This window comes from Mesorhizobium sp. LEGMi-168a (genome assembly GCF_058312955.1).
The window spans coordinates 45,176-63,968 of the sequence record NZ_JBZEGV010000035.1 but is presented as its reverse complement, the minus strand read 5'-3'; the positions used below and the strand labels follow the sequence as shown (position 1 = coordinate 63,968).

The 18,793-nt window shown below is 60.9% G+C and carries 18 protein-coding genes and 2 pseudogenes; 19 read left to right on the top strand and 1 reads right to left on the bottom strand.

From position 1 onward, the window contains the following. The 8 genes and pseudogenes from AC4FWB_RS29955 to AC4FWB_RS29920 form a co-directional block, all read left to right on the top strand. Positions 1–305: pseudogene (locus AC4FWB_RS29955) on the top strand (TetR/AcrR family transcriptional regulator); the annotation flags it as partial. 343 nt (positions 306–648) lie between these two features. Further along, a pseudogene (locus AC4FWB_RS29950) lies at positions 649–1,063 on the top strand (M20/M25/M40 family metallo-hydrolase); the annotation flags it as partial. 202 nt (positions 1,064–1,265) lie between these two features. Further along, a complete protein-coding gene (locus AC4FWB_RS29945) occupies positions 1,266–1,529 on the top strand; it encodes an Lrp/AsnC ligand binding domain-containing protein (protein ID WP_491029834.1) in 264 nt (87 codons plus the stop codon). Between the two features lie 183 nt (positions 1,530–1,712). After that, positions 1,713–2,636: a transcriptional regulator GcvA gene (gene gcvA / locus AC4FWB_RS29940; protein WP_491029833.1), complete on the top strand. Its 924-nt coding sequence runs from the start codon at positions 1,713–1,715 to the stop codon at positions 2,634–2,636. 205 nt (positions 2,637–2,841) lie between these two features. After that, positions 2,842–3,123 (top strand): hypothetical protein, encoded by a 282-nt coding sequence (locus tag AC4FWB_RS29935; RefSeq protein ID WP_491029832.1) that lies wholly within the window; start codon positions 2,842–2,844, stop codon positions 3,121–3,123. A gap of 39 nt (positions 3,124–3,162) precedes the next feature. Beyond that, positions 3,163–4,332, top strand: a complete 1,170-nt coding sequence (locus tag AC4FWB_RS29930) for a flavin monoamine oxidase family protein (protein ID WP_491029831.1) — start codon at positions 3,163–3,165, stop codon at positions 4,330–4,332. Continuing rightward, positions 4,316–5,356 (top strand): alcohol dehydrogenase, encoded by a 1,041-nt coding sequence (locus AC4FWB_RS29925; protein WP_491029830.1) that lies wholly within the window; start codon positions 4,316–4,318, stop codon positions 5,354–5,356. Before AC4FWB_RS29930 ends, AC4FWB_RS29925 begins: the two co-directional genes overlap by 17 nt. Continuing rightward, positions 5,343–6,023, top strand: coding sequence for a cupin domain-containing protein (locus tag AC4FWB_RS29920; protein WP_491029829.1), 681 nt, complete (start codon positions 5,343–5,345; stop codon positions 6,021–6,023). Before AC4FWB_RS29925 ends, AC4FWB_RS29920 begins: the two co-directional genes overlap by 14 nt. Before the next feature lie 89 nt (positions 6,024–6,112). Here AC4FWB_RS29920 and AC4FWB_RS29915 read toward each other — a convergent pair whose 3' ends face one another. Continuing rightward, positions 6,113–7,012, bottom strand: a complete 900-nt coding sequence (locus AC4FWB_RS29915) for a LysR substrate-binding domain-containing protein (RefSeq protein WP_491029828.1) — start codon at positions 7,010–7,012, stop codon at positions 6,113–6,115. A 114-nt stretch (positions 7,013–7,126) separates the two neighbouring features. Between AC4FWB_RS29915 and AC4FWB_RS29910 the strand changes: the two genes are divergently transcribed. The 11 genes from AC4FWB_RS29910 to larB all read left to right on the top strand — a co-directional run bounded on the left by AC4FWB_RS29910 (position 7,127) and on the right by larB (position 18,744). After that, positions 7,127–8,365 (top strand): MalY/PatB family protein, encoded by a 1,239-nt coding sequence (locus tag AC4FWB_RS29910; RefSeq protein ID WP_491029827.1) that lies wholly within the window; start codon positions 7,127–7,129, stop codon positions 8,363–8,365. 10 nt (positions 8,366–8,375) lie between these two features. Then, the gene (locus tag AC4FWB_RS29905; protein WP_491029826.1) at positions 8,376–8,846 is read left to right on the top strand and encodes a RidA family protein; all 471 of its coding nucleotides are present in this window, start codon (positions 8,376–8,378) and stop codon (positions 8,844–8,846) included. A 114-nt stretch (positions 8,847–8,960) separates the two neighbouring features. Beyond that, entirely contained in the window at positions 8,961–9,977 is a 1,017-nt protein-coding gene (locus tag AC4FWB_RS29900) for an amino acid ABC transporter substrate-binding protein (protein WP_491029838.1), read from the top strand. A gap of 111 nt (positions 9,978–10,088) precedes the next feature. Further along, positions 10,089–11,342, top strand: a complete 1,254-nt coding sequence (locus tag AC4FWB_RS29895; protein ID WP_491029825.1) for an amino acid ABC transporter permease — start codon at positions 10,089–10,091, stop codon at positions 11,340–11,342. A 1-nt stretch (position 11,343) separates the two neighbouring features. Beyond that, entirely contained in the window at positions 11,344–12,633 is a 1,290-nt protein-coding gene (locus AC4FWB_RS29890) for an amino acid ABC transporter permease (protein WP_491029824.1), read from the top strand. 11 nt (positions 12,634–12,644) lie between these two features. Continuing rightward, entirely contained in the window at positions 12,645–13,436 is a 792-nt protein-coding gene (locus tag AC4FWB_RS29885) for an amino acid ABC transporter ATP-binding protein (RefSeq protein WP_491029823.1), read from the top strand. Positions 13,437–13,633: 197 nt separating this feature from the next. Further along, entirely contained in the window at positions 13,634–15,418 is a 1,785-nt protein-coding gene (locus tag AC4FWB_RS29880) for a hypothetical protein (protein WP_491029822.1), read from the top strand. Further along, positions 15,418–15,963 carry a nickel pincer cofactor biosynthesis protein LarC2 gene (larC2, locus tag AC4FWB_RS29875; protein WP_491029821.1) on the top strand — a complete coding sequence of 182 codons (546 nt, stop codon included), beginning with the start codon at positions 15,418–15,420 and terminating at the stop codon, positions 15,961–15,963. The genes AC4FWB_RS29880 and larC2 overlap by 1 nt, the downstream gene beginning before the upstream one ends. After that, a complete protein-coding gene (gene larC / locus AC4FWB_RS29870; RefSeq protein WP_491029820.1) occupies positions 15,963–17,264 on the top strand; it encodes a nickel pincer cofactor biosynthesis protein LarC in 1,302 nt (433 codons plus the stop codon). Before larC2 ends, larC begins: the two co-directional genes overlap by 1 nt. Beyond that, the gene (gene larE / locus AC4FWB_RS29865; RefSeq protein WP_491029819.1) at positions 17,261–18,067 is read left to right on the top strand and encodes an ATP-dependent sacrificial sulfur transferase LarE; all 807 of its coding nucleotides are present in this window, start codon (positions 17,261–17,263) and stop codon (positions 18,065–18,067) included. The genes larC and larE overlap by 4 nt, the downstream gene beginning before the upstream one ends. Beyond that, positions 18,064–18,744, top strand: a complete 681-nt coding sequence (gene larB, locus AC4FWB_RS29860) for a nickel pincer cofactor biosynthesis protein LarB (RefSeq protein WP_491029818.1) — start codon at positions 18,064–18,066, stop codon at positions 18,742–18,744. The genes larE and larB overlap by 4 nt, the downstream gene beginning before the upstream one ends. The last annotated feature ends 49 nt before the right edge of the window (positions 18,745–18,793 follow it).

Below are 18,793 nucleotides of genomic sequence, written 5' to 3'. Positions count from 1 at the left end.
CGCAGGCCGAGGTCTCTCCCGCCCTGTCCCGCATCGCTTTGGAACTCGACGCCCGCGAGTTAATCGAGTTGGCCACCCGTAGGAGCGTGAGGGCAATCGAGGCAGCGCTGTCCAGTGCCAGCGATGCCCGCTTCGCCGATCCTAGTTTGGTTGCCCAGACCTTGATCGCCGCGCTTTACGGGACGGTTCCGGCCTTCTGCCACCGGGTTTTGGCTCCCGCCGATGGCATCGAGGCCGAAAGGCAGCTCACGATTATGTTTCGCTCTTATCTCGTAGCGCATCAGAGCCACATGCCCGAACCTTAGCGGCTAGGGCACGAACCCAGCCGTGGCATTCGCCACGGCCCTCCTGCCGAATCAGCTATTCCGACTATCCTAGAACTCGTGCCGCAAATTCAGCGCCCTCCCCGGCCGCGGTGCGGTCAGGCAGGTGGCGCCGAAATCGACGAGGCCGGCTGGCGCCGGCGGCTGCCCTTGGCAGTTGTCGCAGAGCGCGCATTTGAGCCAGCGGCGCGACCAACGATAGACGTTGCAGAAGCCCCTTGCTTGGAGAGGCCTGACATTGAGGCCAGTTGAGCTTCTGGATCGCATGCCGTGCCAGAGCCGGAATGCGAAAAGACGCCGATGCCACAGAACTAGCAAGGCGTACGCGATCAATGTCATTTCATCCCGTGCCGTCTTCACCGTCGATCTGCGCGACCCGGATGAAGATCGGCTCAGTGCCTTCGAGCACGCCTTGGCGCAATATTTGATGCATTTGGCCAATGACGAGGATGTTTCGATCTCCTCGGAACGGCTGCACGCTTTCAGCCCGTCGTTTTCGATACGGCGATCGTATCCATGATCGAGGAGATTGCAGCCGAGCGCGGGCTGAAATCACGCCGCATGACGTCGGGTGCCGGGCACGATGCGCAGATGATGGCACGAATTGCGCCCTCGGCGATGATCTTCGTGCCCAGCCGCGAGGGATCAGTCACAATTCGCGATTCACGTCGGATGATGACCTTGTAGCGGGGGCGACCGTTCTCCTCGGCGTCGTCAGGCGACTTGCAAGCCAAGTGTAGGCTTCGCTATAGGGGTCTCACATAACTTCGAGAGGGAGATGGTCGGCTGGAGGCGCAAACGTAACTGTCGTCGGCGGTTTGGGTTCGAAGAAAAAAATGTGGGTACGCATCTCACAGCGGTTGTCCCACCGCGGCTCGATCCCACTGAAAACGCGGGGCCGCTCCGTAGGGTGTTCAAGTTGGAAAAACCGGAGAAAAAAATTTGACAACCGGTAGGAAAATCCCGGTCCGGATCGAGTTGGAAGCCGTCAGTTCACTCACGGTCGAGCGCTTCGAAAATTCTCTTCGAAAACATCCTGAAATCGAAGAATGCTACGCGGTGAGCGGCAAGACCGATTACCTTCTATTCGTCTCCGTAAATGACATTCGGGGCTATGAAGAGATCCACCGGGAAGTCCTTTCCAGGCTACCCGGGGTAAGTAAAATTAGGGCGGATATTCCTCTACGTCGCGTCGTTCCATCTTGAACCGCGACTGCGCGCTGACGTGGACACTCGACCCAATCGGCATCGCCTTCCTGCTCTTGGCAACACCGGCGCCTAGTGGCGTCTTCTAAGAGAAGTCTGGTCGGTGACGGTGGTCGGCAAAGAGTTCCAAGGCAGCGTTGCTGTCGGCGCGGCGCAAAGGCGCAAAGTGGCTGAGAAACTCGCGTGAAGAAAAGATCAGCTGTCTACCTTAACGCGCTGCGCGCTTTCGAAGCCAGCGCGCGTCATGGGAGTTTTTCAGGTGCGGGCGAAGAGCTCAATGTGACCGCGGCAGCTGTTGGTCAGATGGTGCGCGGACTCGAGGACTGGTTGGGCATGCCGCTGTTTCATCGCAGCATAACCGGGAAGGCAAGACTCACCTTGACCGAAGGTGCCGAGCGCGCGCTTCCGGACATACGGGCCGGGCTCGATCGCCTCGGAATTGGGCTGGAACGACTTCGGGAGTCAACGACCAGCGGCATCCTCAACGTCACGGTCAGTCCGGCCTTCGCCGCCAAATGGCTGCTTCCGCGAATCGATCGCTTCCAGACCAAATGCCCTGAGACCGACATCCGGCTTGAGACGAGCTTGAAGCTCCTCGACTACAAGGCGCACGGAATCGACGTGGGGGTCCGATATGGAGACGGAAAATGGCCGGGCCTCGTCGCGGAGAAACTGATGGACGAGGAGATTTTCCCAGTCTGCTCACCTCGTTTCCCTGACATGGAAAAATTGACCGAGCCATCCGATCTCAGGCGAACGACACTCATTCACGACCTCTCGGTCGACCCGGCCATCGGATTCGTCACCTGGGAGATGTGGCTGCGGGCAGCGGGGAGCTCCGAAAGCCAACCGCAAAGGGGCATGAGGATCGACAATTCAGCTGCAGTCCTGCAGGCGGCGATAGAAGGGCAAGGCGTGGCTCTGGCGCGCAGCATCCTGGCACGCGACGATCTCGCGGCTGGGCGACTTCAGCGCCTGTTTCCCGCAGTCAAAGTGCCGTCAAACCTGGCCTACTATGTGGTCTATCGTTCGGAATACGCTTCGCTGCCCAAACTGCAAGCGTTCCGCCGTTGGCTGATCGAGGAAGCAAACCCGGTCGTTTCCTGATCAGGTCAGCCACTTCCCTGCTCCAGAGCGGGAACTGCAAAGCCCGGCAAAGCTTTTCTTTGCCGCCCGCAAGAAACTCTCATTTGTCGGGGCGACAGTTCAGCGGCAATCAGGCGTCGGACGCGCCGTCTTCCGGCACCTTCCTTGAGATGCTGGATGCCGGCAAAACCGCCAGTCACTGAAGACGTCATGGGACAGGATGATCATGGCTTACCTTGAAGTCACGCTGCGGATCGCTGCCGGTAACCGCCCCGCTGCCGCCGGCGTCTATCAGACCTATAAGCAGCCGTTTCTGTCGCAGATTGCAGGCGCACTATCCAAGGAACTGCTCGTGCGCGACGAGGACGTCCAGGTGCTTCACCAATTCACCAGTGTCCAGCACGCCAAGGCCTATCTCGAAAGCACAATGTTCAATGACGATGTGGTCATCGGGCTGATGCCGCTCCTGGCGGCTCCGCCGGAAATCCGCATCTACGCTGTGGCGTGACGCGACAAAAGGACCGGATCTCCACGCTCAGCTGCTGCGATGAATTATTCCACATCACAAACCATTCTGATCGTCGGCGGTGGGCTCGCCGGCTTGACGGCTGCCTATTGCCTTCATCGCGCCGGCTGCGATTTTGCCGTGATCGAGGCGCGGAATCGCCTGGGCGGTCGCATCTTTACGGCCGGCGCCGATGGTGACGCTTCGGTCGACGGATTTGATCTTGGGCCCTCATGGTTCTGGCCGGATATGCATCCCGCTGTCAGCCACTTCGCACGCGAATTGGACCTTGAGTTCTTTCCCCAGCACACCGACGGCGCCATGTTGCTTCAGCGTTCTCACGAAACCGAACCCGAGCGCTATCAGACGCTCCGCCAGGAGCCGCCATCCATGCGGCTCGTTGGCGGCAGCGGCTCGATCATTTCCGCGCTGGCGGCGCGTTTGCCGCAGCACCGCATACGACTCGGCAGAAGGGTAACTCGCCTGGAGCAAACCGACATGGGTGTGAAGGTCCGGCTCAACCTTGCCGACGGCTCATCTGAGGACATCGAGGCCGGTCATGTGATCTTCGCGCTGCCGCCGCGGCTGCTGGCGGAGACAGTTGAATTCGATCCGGCGCCGGACGGGTCATTTCAGAAGCTATGGCGCGACACGCCGACCTGGATGGCCCCGAATGCCAAGTTCTTCGCTCTTTATGACGGGCCCTTCTGGCGTGCGGCGGGGCTTTCAGGGTCGGCGCAGAGCATGGCCGGTCCGCTCGTCGAAATCCATGACGCCACCACCGCATCAGGGAAAGCGGCCATCTTCGGCTTTGTCGGCATCCCGGCGCAGTACAGAAGTGAGGCGGGCCGCGACGCCATCATCGAGGCTTCGATCGTGCAGCTTGGGCAGCTATTTGGCCCTGATGCACTGGAGCCCTTGGCGACGCTCTATAAGGACTGGGCTGCCGATCCACTGACGGCGACATCTTTTGACCAGATACCCACAAGCCATCCGACCGGCGGGCGGAGAGAGTGGGTGGATGGCGATTGGAGAGAGTGGATCACTTTGGCAGGCAGCGAAACTGCCACCCACGACCCGGGTTATTTGGCTGGAGCCCTTGAGGCTGGGGAACGGGCCGCCAGGAGCCTGATCGACAAACGGAACGAGAAAAGTGCCTTCCCACAGCGTTCGGCCGGTGAAGGAGCGGAAAGTCATGAGAGCAACCTATAAGGCGATGCAGATCACCGCGTCTGGCAGTCTTGAACTGGTGGAGCGGCAAACGCCCGCGCCCAAGACGAATGAAGTGCTGATTGCCGTCGAGGCCTGCGGCGTCTGCGGCGCGGACGCTAGCGACATCGACCGGGCCGATCAGACGCTGAAGCCACCTCGCGTTCCTGGTCACGAGGTGGTCGGCCGTATCGTTGCCCTCGGCGACAATACACCTTCGATCTGGAAGGTCGGCCAGCGTGTCGGCGTCGGCCGGCTTGGTGGCCACTGCAACGAGTGTGGCGAATGCCGGCGGGGCCGTTTCAACCTTTGCCGCAACCAGCCCACCGTCGGCTCCACCTGCGACGGCGGCTATGCTGAAATGATGGTCGCGCGGGCGACAGGCCTGATTTCCATCCCGGACGAGTTGTCGTCGGAGGAAGCAGCACCCATCCTGTGCGCGGGCATTGCCACATTCAACGCGCTGAAGAAATCGGGCGCCGAGGCAGGCGATACTGTCGTGATTTTGGGCATTGGCGGCCTCGGTCATATGGCGCTGCAATATGCCCGCAAGATGGGATTGCGGGTGGTGGCGGTGGGGCGCGGCGAAGACATCGCCGCGGACGCGCTGACACTAGGCGCCCATCGCTATATCGACACGAACAAGGAAGACGCAGCCGGTGTTCTGAACGCCATGGGTGGAGCGAAAGCCATCCTGACGACGACCGGCAATTCGGCGGCAATCTCCGCGATCATGCCGGCCCTTGCGCCGGAGGGCCGTCTTGTCGTGCTCGGCGTCGGCAAGGATCCGCTCCCGCTCTCGACAGGATATGTGGTGGGGGCCGAACGTGGCATCATCGGCTCGATTACGGGATCGCCGTTCGAGAACGAGAAGACGCTGGATTTCAGCGTGCTGACAGGAGTGCGGGCGATGATCGAGACCATGCCGCTGGAGCGGGCGGCGGAAGCAGTCCAAAGAATGAGATCCGGCGACGTGAAGTTCCGGATAGTCCTGACGATGGGAGACCAGCCCAATGCGCATCAATGAAGACCTCACGAAACCTGTGATCGTCCACGCGGCCAGTCTCGACTGGGTACCGAGCCCCGCCGCGGGCGTCGATCGCCGCATGCTCTATCGCATCGGCGGCGAGGTCGCCCGCGCGACCTCGATCGTGCGCTACGCGCCGGGGAGTGCCTTTCCCCGCCATGTCCACGCCGGCGGCGAGGAAATTCTCGTGCTTGAGGGAACATTCCAGGATGAGCATGGAGACTATCCAGCAGGAAGCTATTTCCGTAACCCGCCCGGCACCTCGCATGTGCCCGCATCAAAAGATGGATGCACGATCTTCGTTCGTCTCTGGCAGTTCCGGAAGGGCGATGAGGTGCAAGTCGTCCGTCAGCCTGACGAGGGTGAAGCAGAACCGTTGCGCAAGGGAGCCGGAAGAGCGCGTGTCCTGTTCGAAGAGGACAAGGAACGTGTTTCGATCGAGGACTGGCAGCCCAATTCCTCGATAACGGTCAAAAATCGCCGTGGCCTCGAGTTTCTTGTGTTGTCCGGCAACCTCGCTGTTGGAGCCGAGAAACTGGAGCCGCAGAGTTGGGGAAGGTTGCCCGCAGGCGCACCGCTTGAAGCGATGACAGGCCCGGAGGGCGCGCGGATCTGGATCAAGGACGCTCCTCTTCAGCACGCCGACGTGTTGCCAATGCCGGATTGAAGCCCAACGGTGAGGGATTCGTGCGCCCGCCGAGCCGCCGTCACTTGCTCAGGCGTGATGCCGCTGACATCGACATCATGGGGCACCGGTCATGGCAAGGGCGAGTGCCCCAGTTCTCGGGCAAGTTTCAGGAAGCCGTCGATGTAGGAGGTCGTCTCCTCGCCGCGCCGTACGCCGAGATTGATGCTCTTCTGGATGCCGGTATCACCCAGCCGCAGTGCGCGTATCGGCAGTCCGGAAGCATCCTCGTTGAGCAGCCAATCGGGAAGAACTGTCACGCCCCTGCCCGCGCAGACCAGTTGCAGCATCAGGTCGATGGTTTCGGCTGTGCGATGCTGACGAGGCCTGCAGTGCGCCGGAACGAGAAATCGAGTGTAGATGTCCAGGCGCTCCAAAGTGACGGGCACGGCAATCAGCTCTTCGTCCAGGAGATCTTGCGGCTGCACGCATGATCGGCTGGCAAGGGGATGCGTCTCGTGCACCATCAGGACCAGCTCGTAGTCAAACACTGGCGTGAACAGTAGTTCCGGCGTCTCCACAGGGTCCGGCGTTATCAGCAGGTCGATCTCGTAACCCAGGAGCGCCTCGACGCCGTCGAACCGGAAGGCGGTGCGCACGTCGAAGTCCACGTCGGGCCATTGTGTCAGATAGGGTGTCGCAATCCTCGTCAGCCACCGTTGGCAGGGATGGCATTCCATGCCCACCCGAAGCGCGCCCCTCCTCCCCAGCGCGAAATCCGTCAGAACCCGTTCCGCATGTTCCATCTGCGGTAATATCCGCTCGGCAACGGTCAGCAGGTACTCGCCCGTCTGCGTCAAGCGTAGGCCCCGACCGGTTTTCATCCAGATCTTGATGCCGTGCCGTTCTTCGAACTTGGCGATCGTATGGCTCAAGGCCGACTGGGTGACGTTCAGCTTCTCGGCGGCCGCGGTGACGCTGCCGCGGCGGTTGACTTCTCTCAGAATTGCGAGGTGCTGCCGGTCAAGCATTATGATCTCTGTTCATGAGTGAATGAAATCATACCATTTCCGATCATAATGCGATGCGCTTAACCTTCCGTCAACTAGCCCCCGGGGACGCCGAAACCGACGAAAGGCACCGCTGTGACGAAGCTGGCACTTGCACAACATCCCCATGCGGACAATGCGGGGATGGCATCGGTTTTCGATGAGGTCATTGACCGTAAGAACAGCAACTCGATGAAGTGGGCTTGCGCCGGAAAATTGCTGGCGCCGGACGAAGCCGCGGCCAGTCCTCTTCCCATGTGGGTTGCCGACACCGACTTCAAGGCACCGCAGGCCGTCATCGACGCCCTCCACGCAGCCGTCGAGCATGGTGTGTTCGGCTATCCCGGCGGCGCGACCGCTTCGTATCTTGAGGCTGTCATAGGGTGGCAGCAGCGCCGTTTCGGCTGGGATATCGCGAAGGAATGGATCCTTCAGACCTCCGGCATCATCACCACGCTGAAGACGGCTGTGCAGGCTTTTTCAGCGCCGGGCGACACCATTCTGATCCAACCGCCGGTCTACTCGCATTTCCACAACGATGTCCTATTGAACGGCCGCCATCTGGCTTACGCACCGCTTGAATTCACCGGCGATGGCTACCGCTTCAACGCGAAGACCTTCGAGGCGGCTATCCGCGGCAACACAAAGCTCTTCATCCTGAGCCATCCACACAACCCCACCGGAAATGTCTGGTCCGAGGATGAACTGCGGACGATGGGGGAAATCTGTACCCGCAACGGTGTCCTGGTTATTTCCGATGAGATCCACCAGGATCTGATCCTCGACCCTACCAAGAAGCACATCCCGTTCGCCTCGCTCTGCGAAGAGTTCGCTCAAAACAGCATCACCTGCACCGCGCCGAGCAAGACATTCAACCTGCCCGGCCTGCAAAGTGCGAATGTCTTCGTCCCGAACAAAAGGCTACGGGAAGAACTGCGCCGCCAGTACGAGCGCAATGTCTTCGAACTGGTCAACGTGTTGGGGATGGCCGCCGCCGAGGCTGCCTACGCCCATGGCGAGCCGTGGCTTGAGGACATGCTTGTCTACCTGCGCGCAAATCACGCGCACTTCGCGAACGCCATCAACGAAGCGGATCCGCGCCTGAAGGTGCTTCCCACCGACTCCCTTTACCTGGCGTGGATGGATTGCCGCGGTCTCGGAATGGATGCCGAAGCGCTGAACAAATTCATGCTGACCAAGGCCCGTGTCTGGCTCGACAAGGGCCAGAAGTTCGGCATCGAAGGACACGGCTTCATGCGCGTCAATCTCGGCTGCCCGCGCGCAATTGTAGATGAAGCGATCCGGCGTATCACAGCCGCCGTTGCCCAGCTCTGAAAGCGAGCCAATGTCTCAGACGATTGAAAAGCGCTTTGCTGAGCTCGGGATTGAACTGCCGGCAGCGGCGAAGTCCGTGGCAAACTATCTCCCATCCGTCGGGACCGGCAGTCTCGTTCTCACGTCGGGCCAGTTACCGATCTCCGACGATCAATTAAAAGCGAGAGGACTGCTCGGAAGGGATCTTGACGTAGCGGCCGGGGCGCTCGCCGCAAAGCAGTGCGCGCTGAACATCCTCGCCCAGGCGCAAGCCTATCTCGGCAGCCTCGAACGAGTTGCCAGGATCCTCAAGATCACGGTCTTCGTCGCCTCAGCTGCCGATTTCACGGAACAACATCTCGTCGCCAACGGCGCGTCCGATTTTCTGGTCGCCGTCTTTGGCGAGAAGGGCAAACACGCTCGCTCCGCCGTCGGCGTGGCGGCGCTTCCGATGAATGCGCCTGTCGAAATCGAAGCCATCATCGAGATCACTGAAGAATGATCAATGTCTTCGGCCCTGGCCGGTGACAACGAAGAACGGGAACGCAACCGATCCGAGTGGCGGAAAAATCGGCAAAAAAGCCACCGCCGCCGGATCACAAACCGGGAGAATGAAATGAAACTGACGATTACGCTTGCCACTATTGCAGCGGCAACGCTGACAGCCGGTATCGCTTCGGCCGGCACGATGGCCGACGTTCAGGCGCGCGGCAAGCTGAACTGCGGTGTTACCGGCGGACAGGCAGGCTTCTCCGCTCCGGATGCATCCGGGGCCTGGCATGGCATGGACGTGGATTATTGCCGGGCGGTCGCGGCCGCGGTTCTGAAGGATCCCAACGCTGTGACCTTCGTTCCAACAACCGGGCAAACGCGGTTCACGGCCCTCGCCTCCGGCGAGATCGACATTCTGTCGCGCACAACGACATGGACCTTTTCCCGCGATGTGGACCTGAAGTTCAGCTTCGCCGGCGTGAACTACTATGACGGCCAAGCCTTCATGGTGCCGAAATCTCTCGGTGCGAAGAGCGCAAAGGATCTGAACGGCGCCACCGTCTGCATCCAGACCGGCACGACCACCGAGCTGAATCTCGCGGAATATTTCCGCAAGAACAACATGAAATATGACCCGGTTCCCGTCGAGAACAGCGCGGATGTCCAGCAGAAGTATCTTGCTGGTGCCTGTGACGTCATTACGAGCGACGGATCCGATCTTGCATCGACCCGATCGAGCTTCAAGAATCCGCAGGATCACATCATTCTTCCGGACATCATTTCGAAGGAACCGTTGGGACCTCTGGTCCGCCAGGGCGACGATCAATGGGCGGACGTGGCGCGCTGGACCTTGAATGCGCTTATGGCGGCCGAGGAGCTCGACATCACATCGGAGAACGTGGAGAAGCTTTCCGCTGGTACGGACAACCCTGAAGTCAATCGCCTGCTGGGCAAGGAGGACAAGCTCGGCGAAATGTTGGGGCTGGACCCGGCTTGGGCCAAGCGGGCAATCGCATCCGTAGGCAATTACGGCGAAATCTTCGCCAGGAACCTTGGCGACAAGACGCCGATTGGATTGGCCCGCGGCCAGAATGCCCTGTGGACGCAGGGCGGCCTGATGTATCCGCTGCCGTTCCGCTGAAAACGTCTCAAGGCGCGGGCAAAGCCCGCGCCTTTCGTTTTCCCGTATTCGTTGGCCCAGCGCACTCGACGTGGCCGAAGGTAGCTCAGCTAACCTTCAGGGAGATCACTCATGGCAATGAAAAGCGACGCTTCCCGCGAGCCCTTTCACCTGAGCATGCTCTTTAACGACACGCGATACAGAGCCCGAACGATCCAGGTCTTCGCATTTATCATACTTGTCCTTGCGGCCGCCTGGCTCGTCGACAACACGATCCGCAATCTTGCTGCCCTCGGCAAAGACTTTTCATTCCGGTTTCTCTGGAGCACGGCAGGTTACGACATCTCGCCGCACGCCATCGAGTATTCGAGCACCAGCACCCATGCCCGTGCTGCTGTCGTCGGTTTGCTCAATACGTTGATTGTTGCCGCGATGGCCTGCGTGACAGCAACGGTCCTCGGCGTGTTGGCGGGCGTTCTCAGGCTTTCCAACAACTGGATCGTCGCTCGCCTGATGACCGTCTATGTCGAGACCTTCCGCAATGTGCCAGCCCTGCTTTGGATTATCGTGATGGCCGCGATCATGTCGGAGGCCATGCCGGCGCCAAGCGCATTCCGCGGAGAGAACCCGACGGCCTCGATGATGCTCTGGAGCAGCGTCGCCATCACGAACCGCGGTGTCTACGTCCCGGTTCCCGCTTTTTCCCGCGGTCTGGGTCAACTAGAGAGCGTATTTGGCGCGCTTGACCTCAATTACGTGGCGGTCATCGGCGTGCTTGCGCTTTCGCTTCTGGTCCATTGCGGCCTGGTCAAACAGGCTGAACGGGTCCAAGGCGCGACTGGACAGCGTCCGGCCACCTGGTGGAAGAGCTTGTGCATTTTCACGCTGCCGCTGGTCGTTCTGCTTTACGCCCTGGGCTTCCATCTTGACTATCCCGCCCTGCAGGGCCTGAACTTCAGCGGCGGTCTGCTGCTGCGCAATTCTTTCATTGCGCTCTGGATCGGGCTCAGCGTCTACACCGGCGCTTTCATTGCGGAAAACGTTCGCTCCGGAATCCTTGCGATTGCCCGAGGGCAGACGGAAGCTGCTCATGCGCTTGGACTTTCTCCAAGTCGTACGATGCGCCTGGTGATCCTGCCGCAGGCCTTGCGGATCATCGTGCCGCCGCTGATCTCGCAATACCTCAACATCACCAAGAACACCTCGCTTGGCCTGGCTGTCGGCTACATGGATCTGCGCTCCACGCTCGGCGGCATCACGATCAACCAGACCGGCCGAGAGCTCGAGGGCATGCTTCTGATGATGCTGATTTATGTCGGCATCAGCCTGATCATCTCGGGCGTCATGAACGTCTACAACAATCGGGTCAGGCTGCAGGAGCGGTAAGATGAACCTGCACAACGCCTCCTGGGTGCGCCAGGACATGGTTTCCCCTTCAGCAAGGCCAGTCGGTCAAAATGGTCCGCTGGAATGGACGAGGAAGAATCTCTTCAACGGCTGGCTTAGCACGTTGCTGACCCTGGCGTCGGTGACGGCGATTGTATGGCTCACCATGGCCGTCGCCCCTTGGCTTGGCAATTCCATCTGGAAAGCCAACTCGCTCGCTGAATGTCGGCAACTCCTCGACGGAGCGCCAGGCGCGTGCTGGGGCGTTATCCGCGACCGCTGGCCGCAACTTCTGTTCGGCTTCTATCCGGCGCCCCTCTATTGGCGACCGGTTCTGGCTTTCGCACTTCTGTTGGTGGCATTAGCCCCGGTTCTGTTTCGTAACTTGCCGTCGCGCGCGCTCTGGTTCAGCGCCGTCTACCCTGGCATCGCCTATTGGCTGATCTGGGGCGGAAGCCTGTGGTTTACGGTAGCCGTCTATTTCGGGCTTGCCGTCGCCGCCGGACTGTTCACGATCACAGCACGCATCAGCCGAGGGCTTGGCGTCAGCATCGCGATCCTCGGCGCGGCGCTTTGGTGGACTTACGCCGTTCGACCTTTTTCGTCAGGCTTGAATGATGTTTTTCCAGTTGCTCTCGATGGCGTCGCGTCACGTGATCTCGGCGGGTTCCTGCTGTCGATCATAATCGGTGTGACGGGAATCGCCTTGTCGTTGCCGCTCGGGATCTTGCTCGCGCTCGGCCGTCGCTCCAGCCTGCCGCTCATCCATATGCTGAGCGTGACGTTCATCGAGTTCATTCGCGGCGTGCCGCTCATCACGCTGCTGTTCACCGCATCTCTGCTGCTGAACTACTTCCTGCCGCCCGGCACCAACTTCGATCTCATTCTGCGCGTGGTGATCATGGTGACGCTTTTTGCCAGCGCCTATATGGCGGAGGTCATCCGTGGAGGCCTGGCAGGACTGCCACGCGGCCAATACGAGGCCGCGCAGGCTCTGGGCCTCGATTATTGGAAAGCCCAGCGTCTCGTCATCCTGCCGCAAGCGCTCAAGATCTCCATTCCCGGCATCGTGAATTCGTTCATCGGTCTGTTCAAGGACACGACGCTCGTCATGTTCATCGGTCTTCTCGACCCTATCGCGCTAGCGGCAGCCATCCGCGCCAACACGGAGTGGCAGGGGATTTACTGGGAGCTCTTCATCTTCATCGGAGCTGTGTTTTTCGTCTTCTGCTTCGGCATGTCGCGCTACTCAATGTATCTCGAGCGCCGGCTGAAGACGGATCATCGTTAGGAGAAATGCGCATGACCAGCACCACGACACAAAGCGCCTTTTCACGCAACGACCGGCTCGGACTCGCCGATGCCGCCATCGAGATCACGTCTATGAACAAGTGGTATGGTGATTTCCATGCGTTGCGCGACATCAATCTGACCGTGCGACGTGGAGAACGGATCGTTATTTGCGGGCCGTCCGGTTCCGGCAAATCGACGATGATCCGCTGCATCAACAGGCTTGAAGAACATCAATCAGGCAAGATCGTCGTCGACGGCATCGAGTTGACCAGCGACCTCAAGAAGATCGACGAAGTCCGTCGCGAAGTCGGCATGGTGTTCCAGCACTTCAATCTCTTTCCGCACCTGACCATTCTTCAGAACTGCATCCTCGCTCCGATCTGGGTCCGCAAGGTGCCAGCAAAGGAAGCCCAGGAGCTCGCCATGCATTTCCTTGAGAAGGTCAGGATACCGGACCAGGCACATAAATATCCGGGTCAGCTCTCGGGCGGTCAGCAGCAGCGCGTAGCGATCGCGCGATCGCTTTGCATGAAGCCACGCGTCATGCTGTTCGATGAACCGACATCGGCTCTCGATCCGGAGATGATCAAGGAAGTGCTCGACACGATGATCGCGCTCGCCGAAGAGGGCATGACCATGCTCTGCGTCACTCACGAGATGGGCTTTGCCCAGGCGGTGGCGGACCGGGTGATCTTCATGGATCAGGGTCAGATCGTGGAGCAGAACGAACCGAAGGCGTTCTTCGCTGCGCCACAATCGGAACGCACGCGCGCATTCCTCGGGCAGATCCTAGGCCACTGAGCAACGGCTGTATCGCCGCAGCTCATGAGCGTCAGCACCACAGCGTCGGGGTCTGATGCTCCCGCCTCGTGTCCAAGGATGATGGCATGCCACATGCACCGGTTTTTCGGAAGAAGAGGACGCGCCGCCAGATCGGTTGAACTACGAGCTTTTGAAAGTGACGGCTGCTCGTCCGGGTCACTAGAAGGAAGGACAAAATGACGGATCCGTCTGTGCAACGCGAAAAGGTCATCCTGGCTTCGGTCATGGCCGCGAATGCCAACCCCGGCTGGCTGACCAGCGACCGGGTCGAGGCGCTGACCGGCGGGCACGGAATGCTCAACATTCCAGTCGTTGCAGCATGCAATGTCATCGCTGCCGAACTGCGCCGTGGGGTAAGCCCCGAGGTCAAATTCGCCGACGCCGTGCGTCAGCCCATCGATGACCTCCTGACCAAGAGCATTGCTGTCGCAAAGGCGGCGGGCGCGGACGGTGCGAATGCAGCGCTGATCGCCGCGACGCTCCTCTATCTCTGTGGAGCTAACGCACAGGTTGGCATCCCTGCAGGCAACCGCAAGCTGGGCTCTTCGGCGCGGATGATCGCAGGGGTCAGCCGCTCGGGCCTTGCGGCGGTACCGACGGCCAAGATGAACAACAAGATTTCGGGCTTCGCAGCCGTTGCCGCGGTTTACGATGCGATGATGAAGGGTGAACTCTCGCCGATCCAGGGTCGGGACATCCCGGAGGGCGTGGGCGGCGGGGTGATGGTCGGCCATGGCGCCCTTGGCGAGGATTTCATCTTTCCCGGCATGGCCGAAAGGGGCGCGGCCATCGGAACCAAGGCGATGATGGATGCCATGTCAGGTGCTGGCATGCCCAGCCAGAAATTCCTCTCGGCGCTGTTCGGTGCGGCAGCGATCCTGGAAATCATTCACCCGGATGCCGACGTGGCGGAGGAATATGGCCCCTACGGCAAGGTCACCAGCGCCTTTGTGGCTGGACGGTCCGCCGTTCGCACAGCCGGCCTGCCCGAGAAAGTCCATGTCCGTATCACAGGCAGGGAAGTCGAGACCGCCAGGCTGATCGGTGATCTTGGCCTGATCCTCAAGGATATCGGCGGTCCGACCGTGATCGGCATCATGGCACTGGATGAAATCATCTCGGTTTTCGAGGAGGAGATTTGCGGGGCGGGTGCCGGGCCGGTCAATCCTCCGCTCGGCCACGTCTGCGGTGACGCCGTCATTGCGCTGATGTGTTTTTTGCAAGACGGTTCGACAGAACAGAGCGTGGCCCTTGCACTGCGCGAGCGGCGGCTCGGCTTCAGCTTCGACCCGGAAACCGCCATGGTGGCGATGAGCATCGTGGCCCGCAAGGCAACCCAGATTTGCAATGGGCCGGTGACCGATGCCCTGATCATGTCCTCCACCCCCATGGTCACCAATGCCCTGCACGCCCGCGCCGCCCGCAGCTATGACGACCTCATGGCGGGCAAGAGCGTCGGCGAAATCGTCCGCGCACTGGATGAGGAACGTCAGCTTCTGGTGGAGACGCGCGGATCGGAATTCCTGAGCAAGGTGAAGGGCACCGCGATCAAGGTCCATTTCACCAAGATCAGCAAGGGTGCCAGGCGCTCGAGCAAGATGGCGGCACGTTGGCTTGCCTTCGATCCGGCGCTCGACGCCAAAGTCACCGTCGGCGACAAGACAATCCACATGGAAGGGGTCATCAATGCCGTGATCCCGGAAGTCGCCCAGGGCATAGGCAAGGAGCGCGCGCCGTTCCTCACGGCGCTCGCGCCGATCGCAAGCGAATTGCTGTTGGCGGGCAACGTCATCATGAACGTGACCGTCCCGGCCGTGGTGGCAGCCGCGATGGGTAAAATGAGTGCTTCCGATGCCGCAGGTGAAGCACAATCGGCGGGCCTCATCTCTGCCGGTATTCCTGGCACGAAGGCCAAGGCAGAGGCCGCCGCCCTGGTCGCGGTCGAAACCATGGCGCTCTGATGGCAGGCGGCGTCATTCTCCTCATGGCCCAGATCGATGACGCGCCTGGCGAATTGCTCGGGCATATCATCGAGAAGATGACCGAGATGGGCGCTAAGAATGTCCAGCTCCTTTCGAGCCTGGGCAAGAAGGGCCGCCCCGCCTATGTCCTGTTGGTCGACATCAACGCCGAGGACGAGCCGGAATTCGCCGCCCTTCTGGTCGGCGATCTGGGAATCTGGGGTTACCGGGTTCTCGAATCCCAACACAAGCACTTCGACATTCGACGCTATCGGACGCAACTGGAGCTGAAATGGGCGGGGGGCGAAAGCCGCTTTCCGCTGCGGCTCAAACGCATCCTGAGCGAAGGCGTGTTCATGCGGGCAAAGGCGGAGCATGACGATCTTGTGGCCATTGCGGCTCAGATGAAAGACCAGCTGCCGGTATCGGTGGCCGTGCTGAAGGCAGCGATTGAAACTGCCATGGGATCGGAGGAGCCGGGTGGGAGCCTGCGCGTCGATCTATCCGGCTGCAACTGGCGGAACGATGAAGGAAGGCAGGCCTGATGCACATCCATCTTGATGTCCTGGGTGGCATTGCAGGCGACATGTTCGTCGCTGCCATGTTGGACGCATGGCCCGATCTGGCTGGAGCTGTGCAAGAAAACCTTCGTCTGGCCGGTCTGGAAGACGGCGTGCGAGCAGTTTTACGAGCGCATGACGACGGCGTGCTGACCGGCAGCCGCTTTGACGTGGAGACGACCGGCTCCGAACAGCATGCTGCCGGCTCTCATCCTCATCGCCATGGGCACCCTCTCGAGCAAGCCCATGACCACGATGAAAATGACGGAGCGCATGGCCATTATCATCGTACTGAGCATGTCCACGACGAATACCACGGCCACCATCGTCACACCCATTGGCGCGACCTTCGCGCGGTGCTCGAGGGCAGCAAGCTGGACGAGCGTGTAAAGCGGGTAGCCATCGCGATTTTCGAGGAACTTGCCCATGCCGAAGCTGCGGTGCACGGCAAGGACGTCGACGATGTGGCCTTTCATGAGGTCGGCAACTGGGATTCGATCGCCGATATCGTTGCCGCAGCAACGCTGATCGATGCCGTGGGCGCAGCAAGCTGGTCCGTCGGATCGCTGCCGCTCGGGCGCGGCTGGGTGGAAACCGACCACGGCCGACTGCCCGTTCCGGCTCCTGCCACAGCCCTGCTGCTGCGCGGATTTGCCTTTCACGACGACGGACGCAATGGCGAACGCATCACGCCGACGGGTGCGGCGATCCTGCGCTATCTTGCCCCCTCTGCCGGTATCGGATTGTTCCCGCGTGTGCTCGATCGCATGGGTATCGGATTTGGCACGCGGCGCCTGCCCGGCATGAGCAATGTGCTTCGCGTTCTGGCGTTCACGAATGAAGCTACAGTGCCGCAGGAGAGGGTCGGCGTCATCCAGTTCGAGATCGACGACCAGACCGGCGAGGAATTGGCCGTCTCCCTTGATCATATTCGTGCAGCCGAGGGCGTAATCGACGTGACCCAAACGCCGACCTTCGGCAAGAAGGGCCGCATGATGGCCTCGGTTCAGGTTCTCGCACGCCCGGACGCGATCGAGGCAATCGGTGCGCTCTGCTTCCGGCAGACGACGACGCTTGGCCTACGCAGCCGGATCGAGGCGCGCGCCGTGGTGCCGCGACAGGCGGTCATGACAGGCGACGGGATAAGGGTGAAGCTCGCAAATCGCCCGGGCGGGCTGACTGCGAAGGCCGAGATGGATGATACCCAAGCCCATCATCAGAGCCACAAGGCCCGCGCTGAGTTGCGCCGCCGGGCCGAGGTAGAGGCGATGGAAGAAAAACCGTGATCACGCCTGAAGCGTTTCTGGCCCGCCTTAATGCTGCGTTCGACAGCGCCGGCCCCGCGGCCGTTGCGCTCTCCGGCGGGGTCGACAGCATGACCCTGGCCTTCGTAGCGCATCTTCGGATGGGCGCTGAGGTGACCATGTTCCACGCCGCGTCGGCCGCAGTTCCGGCGAGCGCGACCGAACGAGTCAGGGACTATGCGGCGCAGCATGGTTGGAACCTGCGGATCATCGACGCAGGGGAATTCGCCGACGAACGCTATCTCGCCAACCCTTCGGATCGTTGCTTCTTCTGCAAATCGAATCTCTACGGCGCCCTGTCGGCGCTTTTGGAAGCGCAGCTTTTTTCCGGCACGAATACGGATGATCTGGGCGACTGGCGGCCCGGTCTCAAGGCAGCCGAGGCCAGCGGCGTGCGCCATCCATTTGTCGAGGCAGGCATGTCCAAGGCCGATGTCCGTGCGATGGCGGCGGCGCTGGGCCTGAACGATCTCGCCGAATTGCCTTCGGCGCCCTGCCTTTCCAGTCGCATCGAAACGGCTCTCAGGATCGAACCTCAGACTTTGCGCGCCGTCGATCAGGTCGAGACGCTGCTCCGGCTCGAGCTCTCGCCGGATACAGTGCGTTGCCGGGTCCGGCAGGCAGGGGTCGTTGTCGAACTGGATGAATCCACCTTGTCGGGCCTGTCCGGCGACAGCCGCGCGCGACTGACCCACCGGATCTGCGAGGCTTTCGGCGGCCCGCGGCCTGTCCACTTCCAGGCTTACGTGCGCGGCAGCGCCTTCTTGCGGGAACGAAGTGCATGAGCGAAGAGATTCGACTGGATTTTCAGCGTTGCGAGCGCGTGGGCTTTGATGAAGCCATTCTTTGCGCCCGGAAATCCGATGCGCAGCTTGCAACTATCATGGACCGAGTTCTGGAGCGCGGCACGCGCTGTCTGATGACCCATCTCGATCCCGATGTCTTCGCCCGCATGGCGCCCATTTATCGCGAAAGGCTGGATTACGATCCCGTCTCGCGTACGGCCTACCTGAACTGGACCCCTTCTGCCGAACGGGGGCTATCCGAAATCGCGGTCGTATCGGCCGGCAGCTCCGACATGCCGCAGGCGGCAGAGGTCATGCGGACGCTCACCTATCTTGGCGCGCCGACGAAGCAGTTCATCGACATTGGCGTTGCTGGCTTATGGCGACTTTTTGAGAGCCTCGAGCAATTGCGGACATTTCCCGTCATCGTCGCGGTCGCGGGCATGGATGGCGCCCTTCCAAGTGTCCTGGGCGGGCTCGTGCCCGGCGTGATCATCTGCCTGCCGACGTCCACCGGATACGGCGTTTCGAACGGAGGACAGACCGCCCTTCACGCCGCGCTCGCATCCTGCGCGCCGGGGCTCACGGTCGTAAACATTGATAATGGATACGGGGCCGCGTGTGCCGCATTCCGCGCTCTTAACATGATCCGGCGGGCGGCCGCTCGCTTTAGCTGACGAAGGTCAGCTCGTGCATTGGCCAAAATGAAGTTGCCTTGGAGCGCAG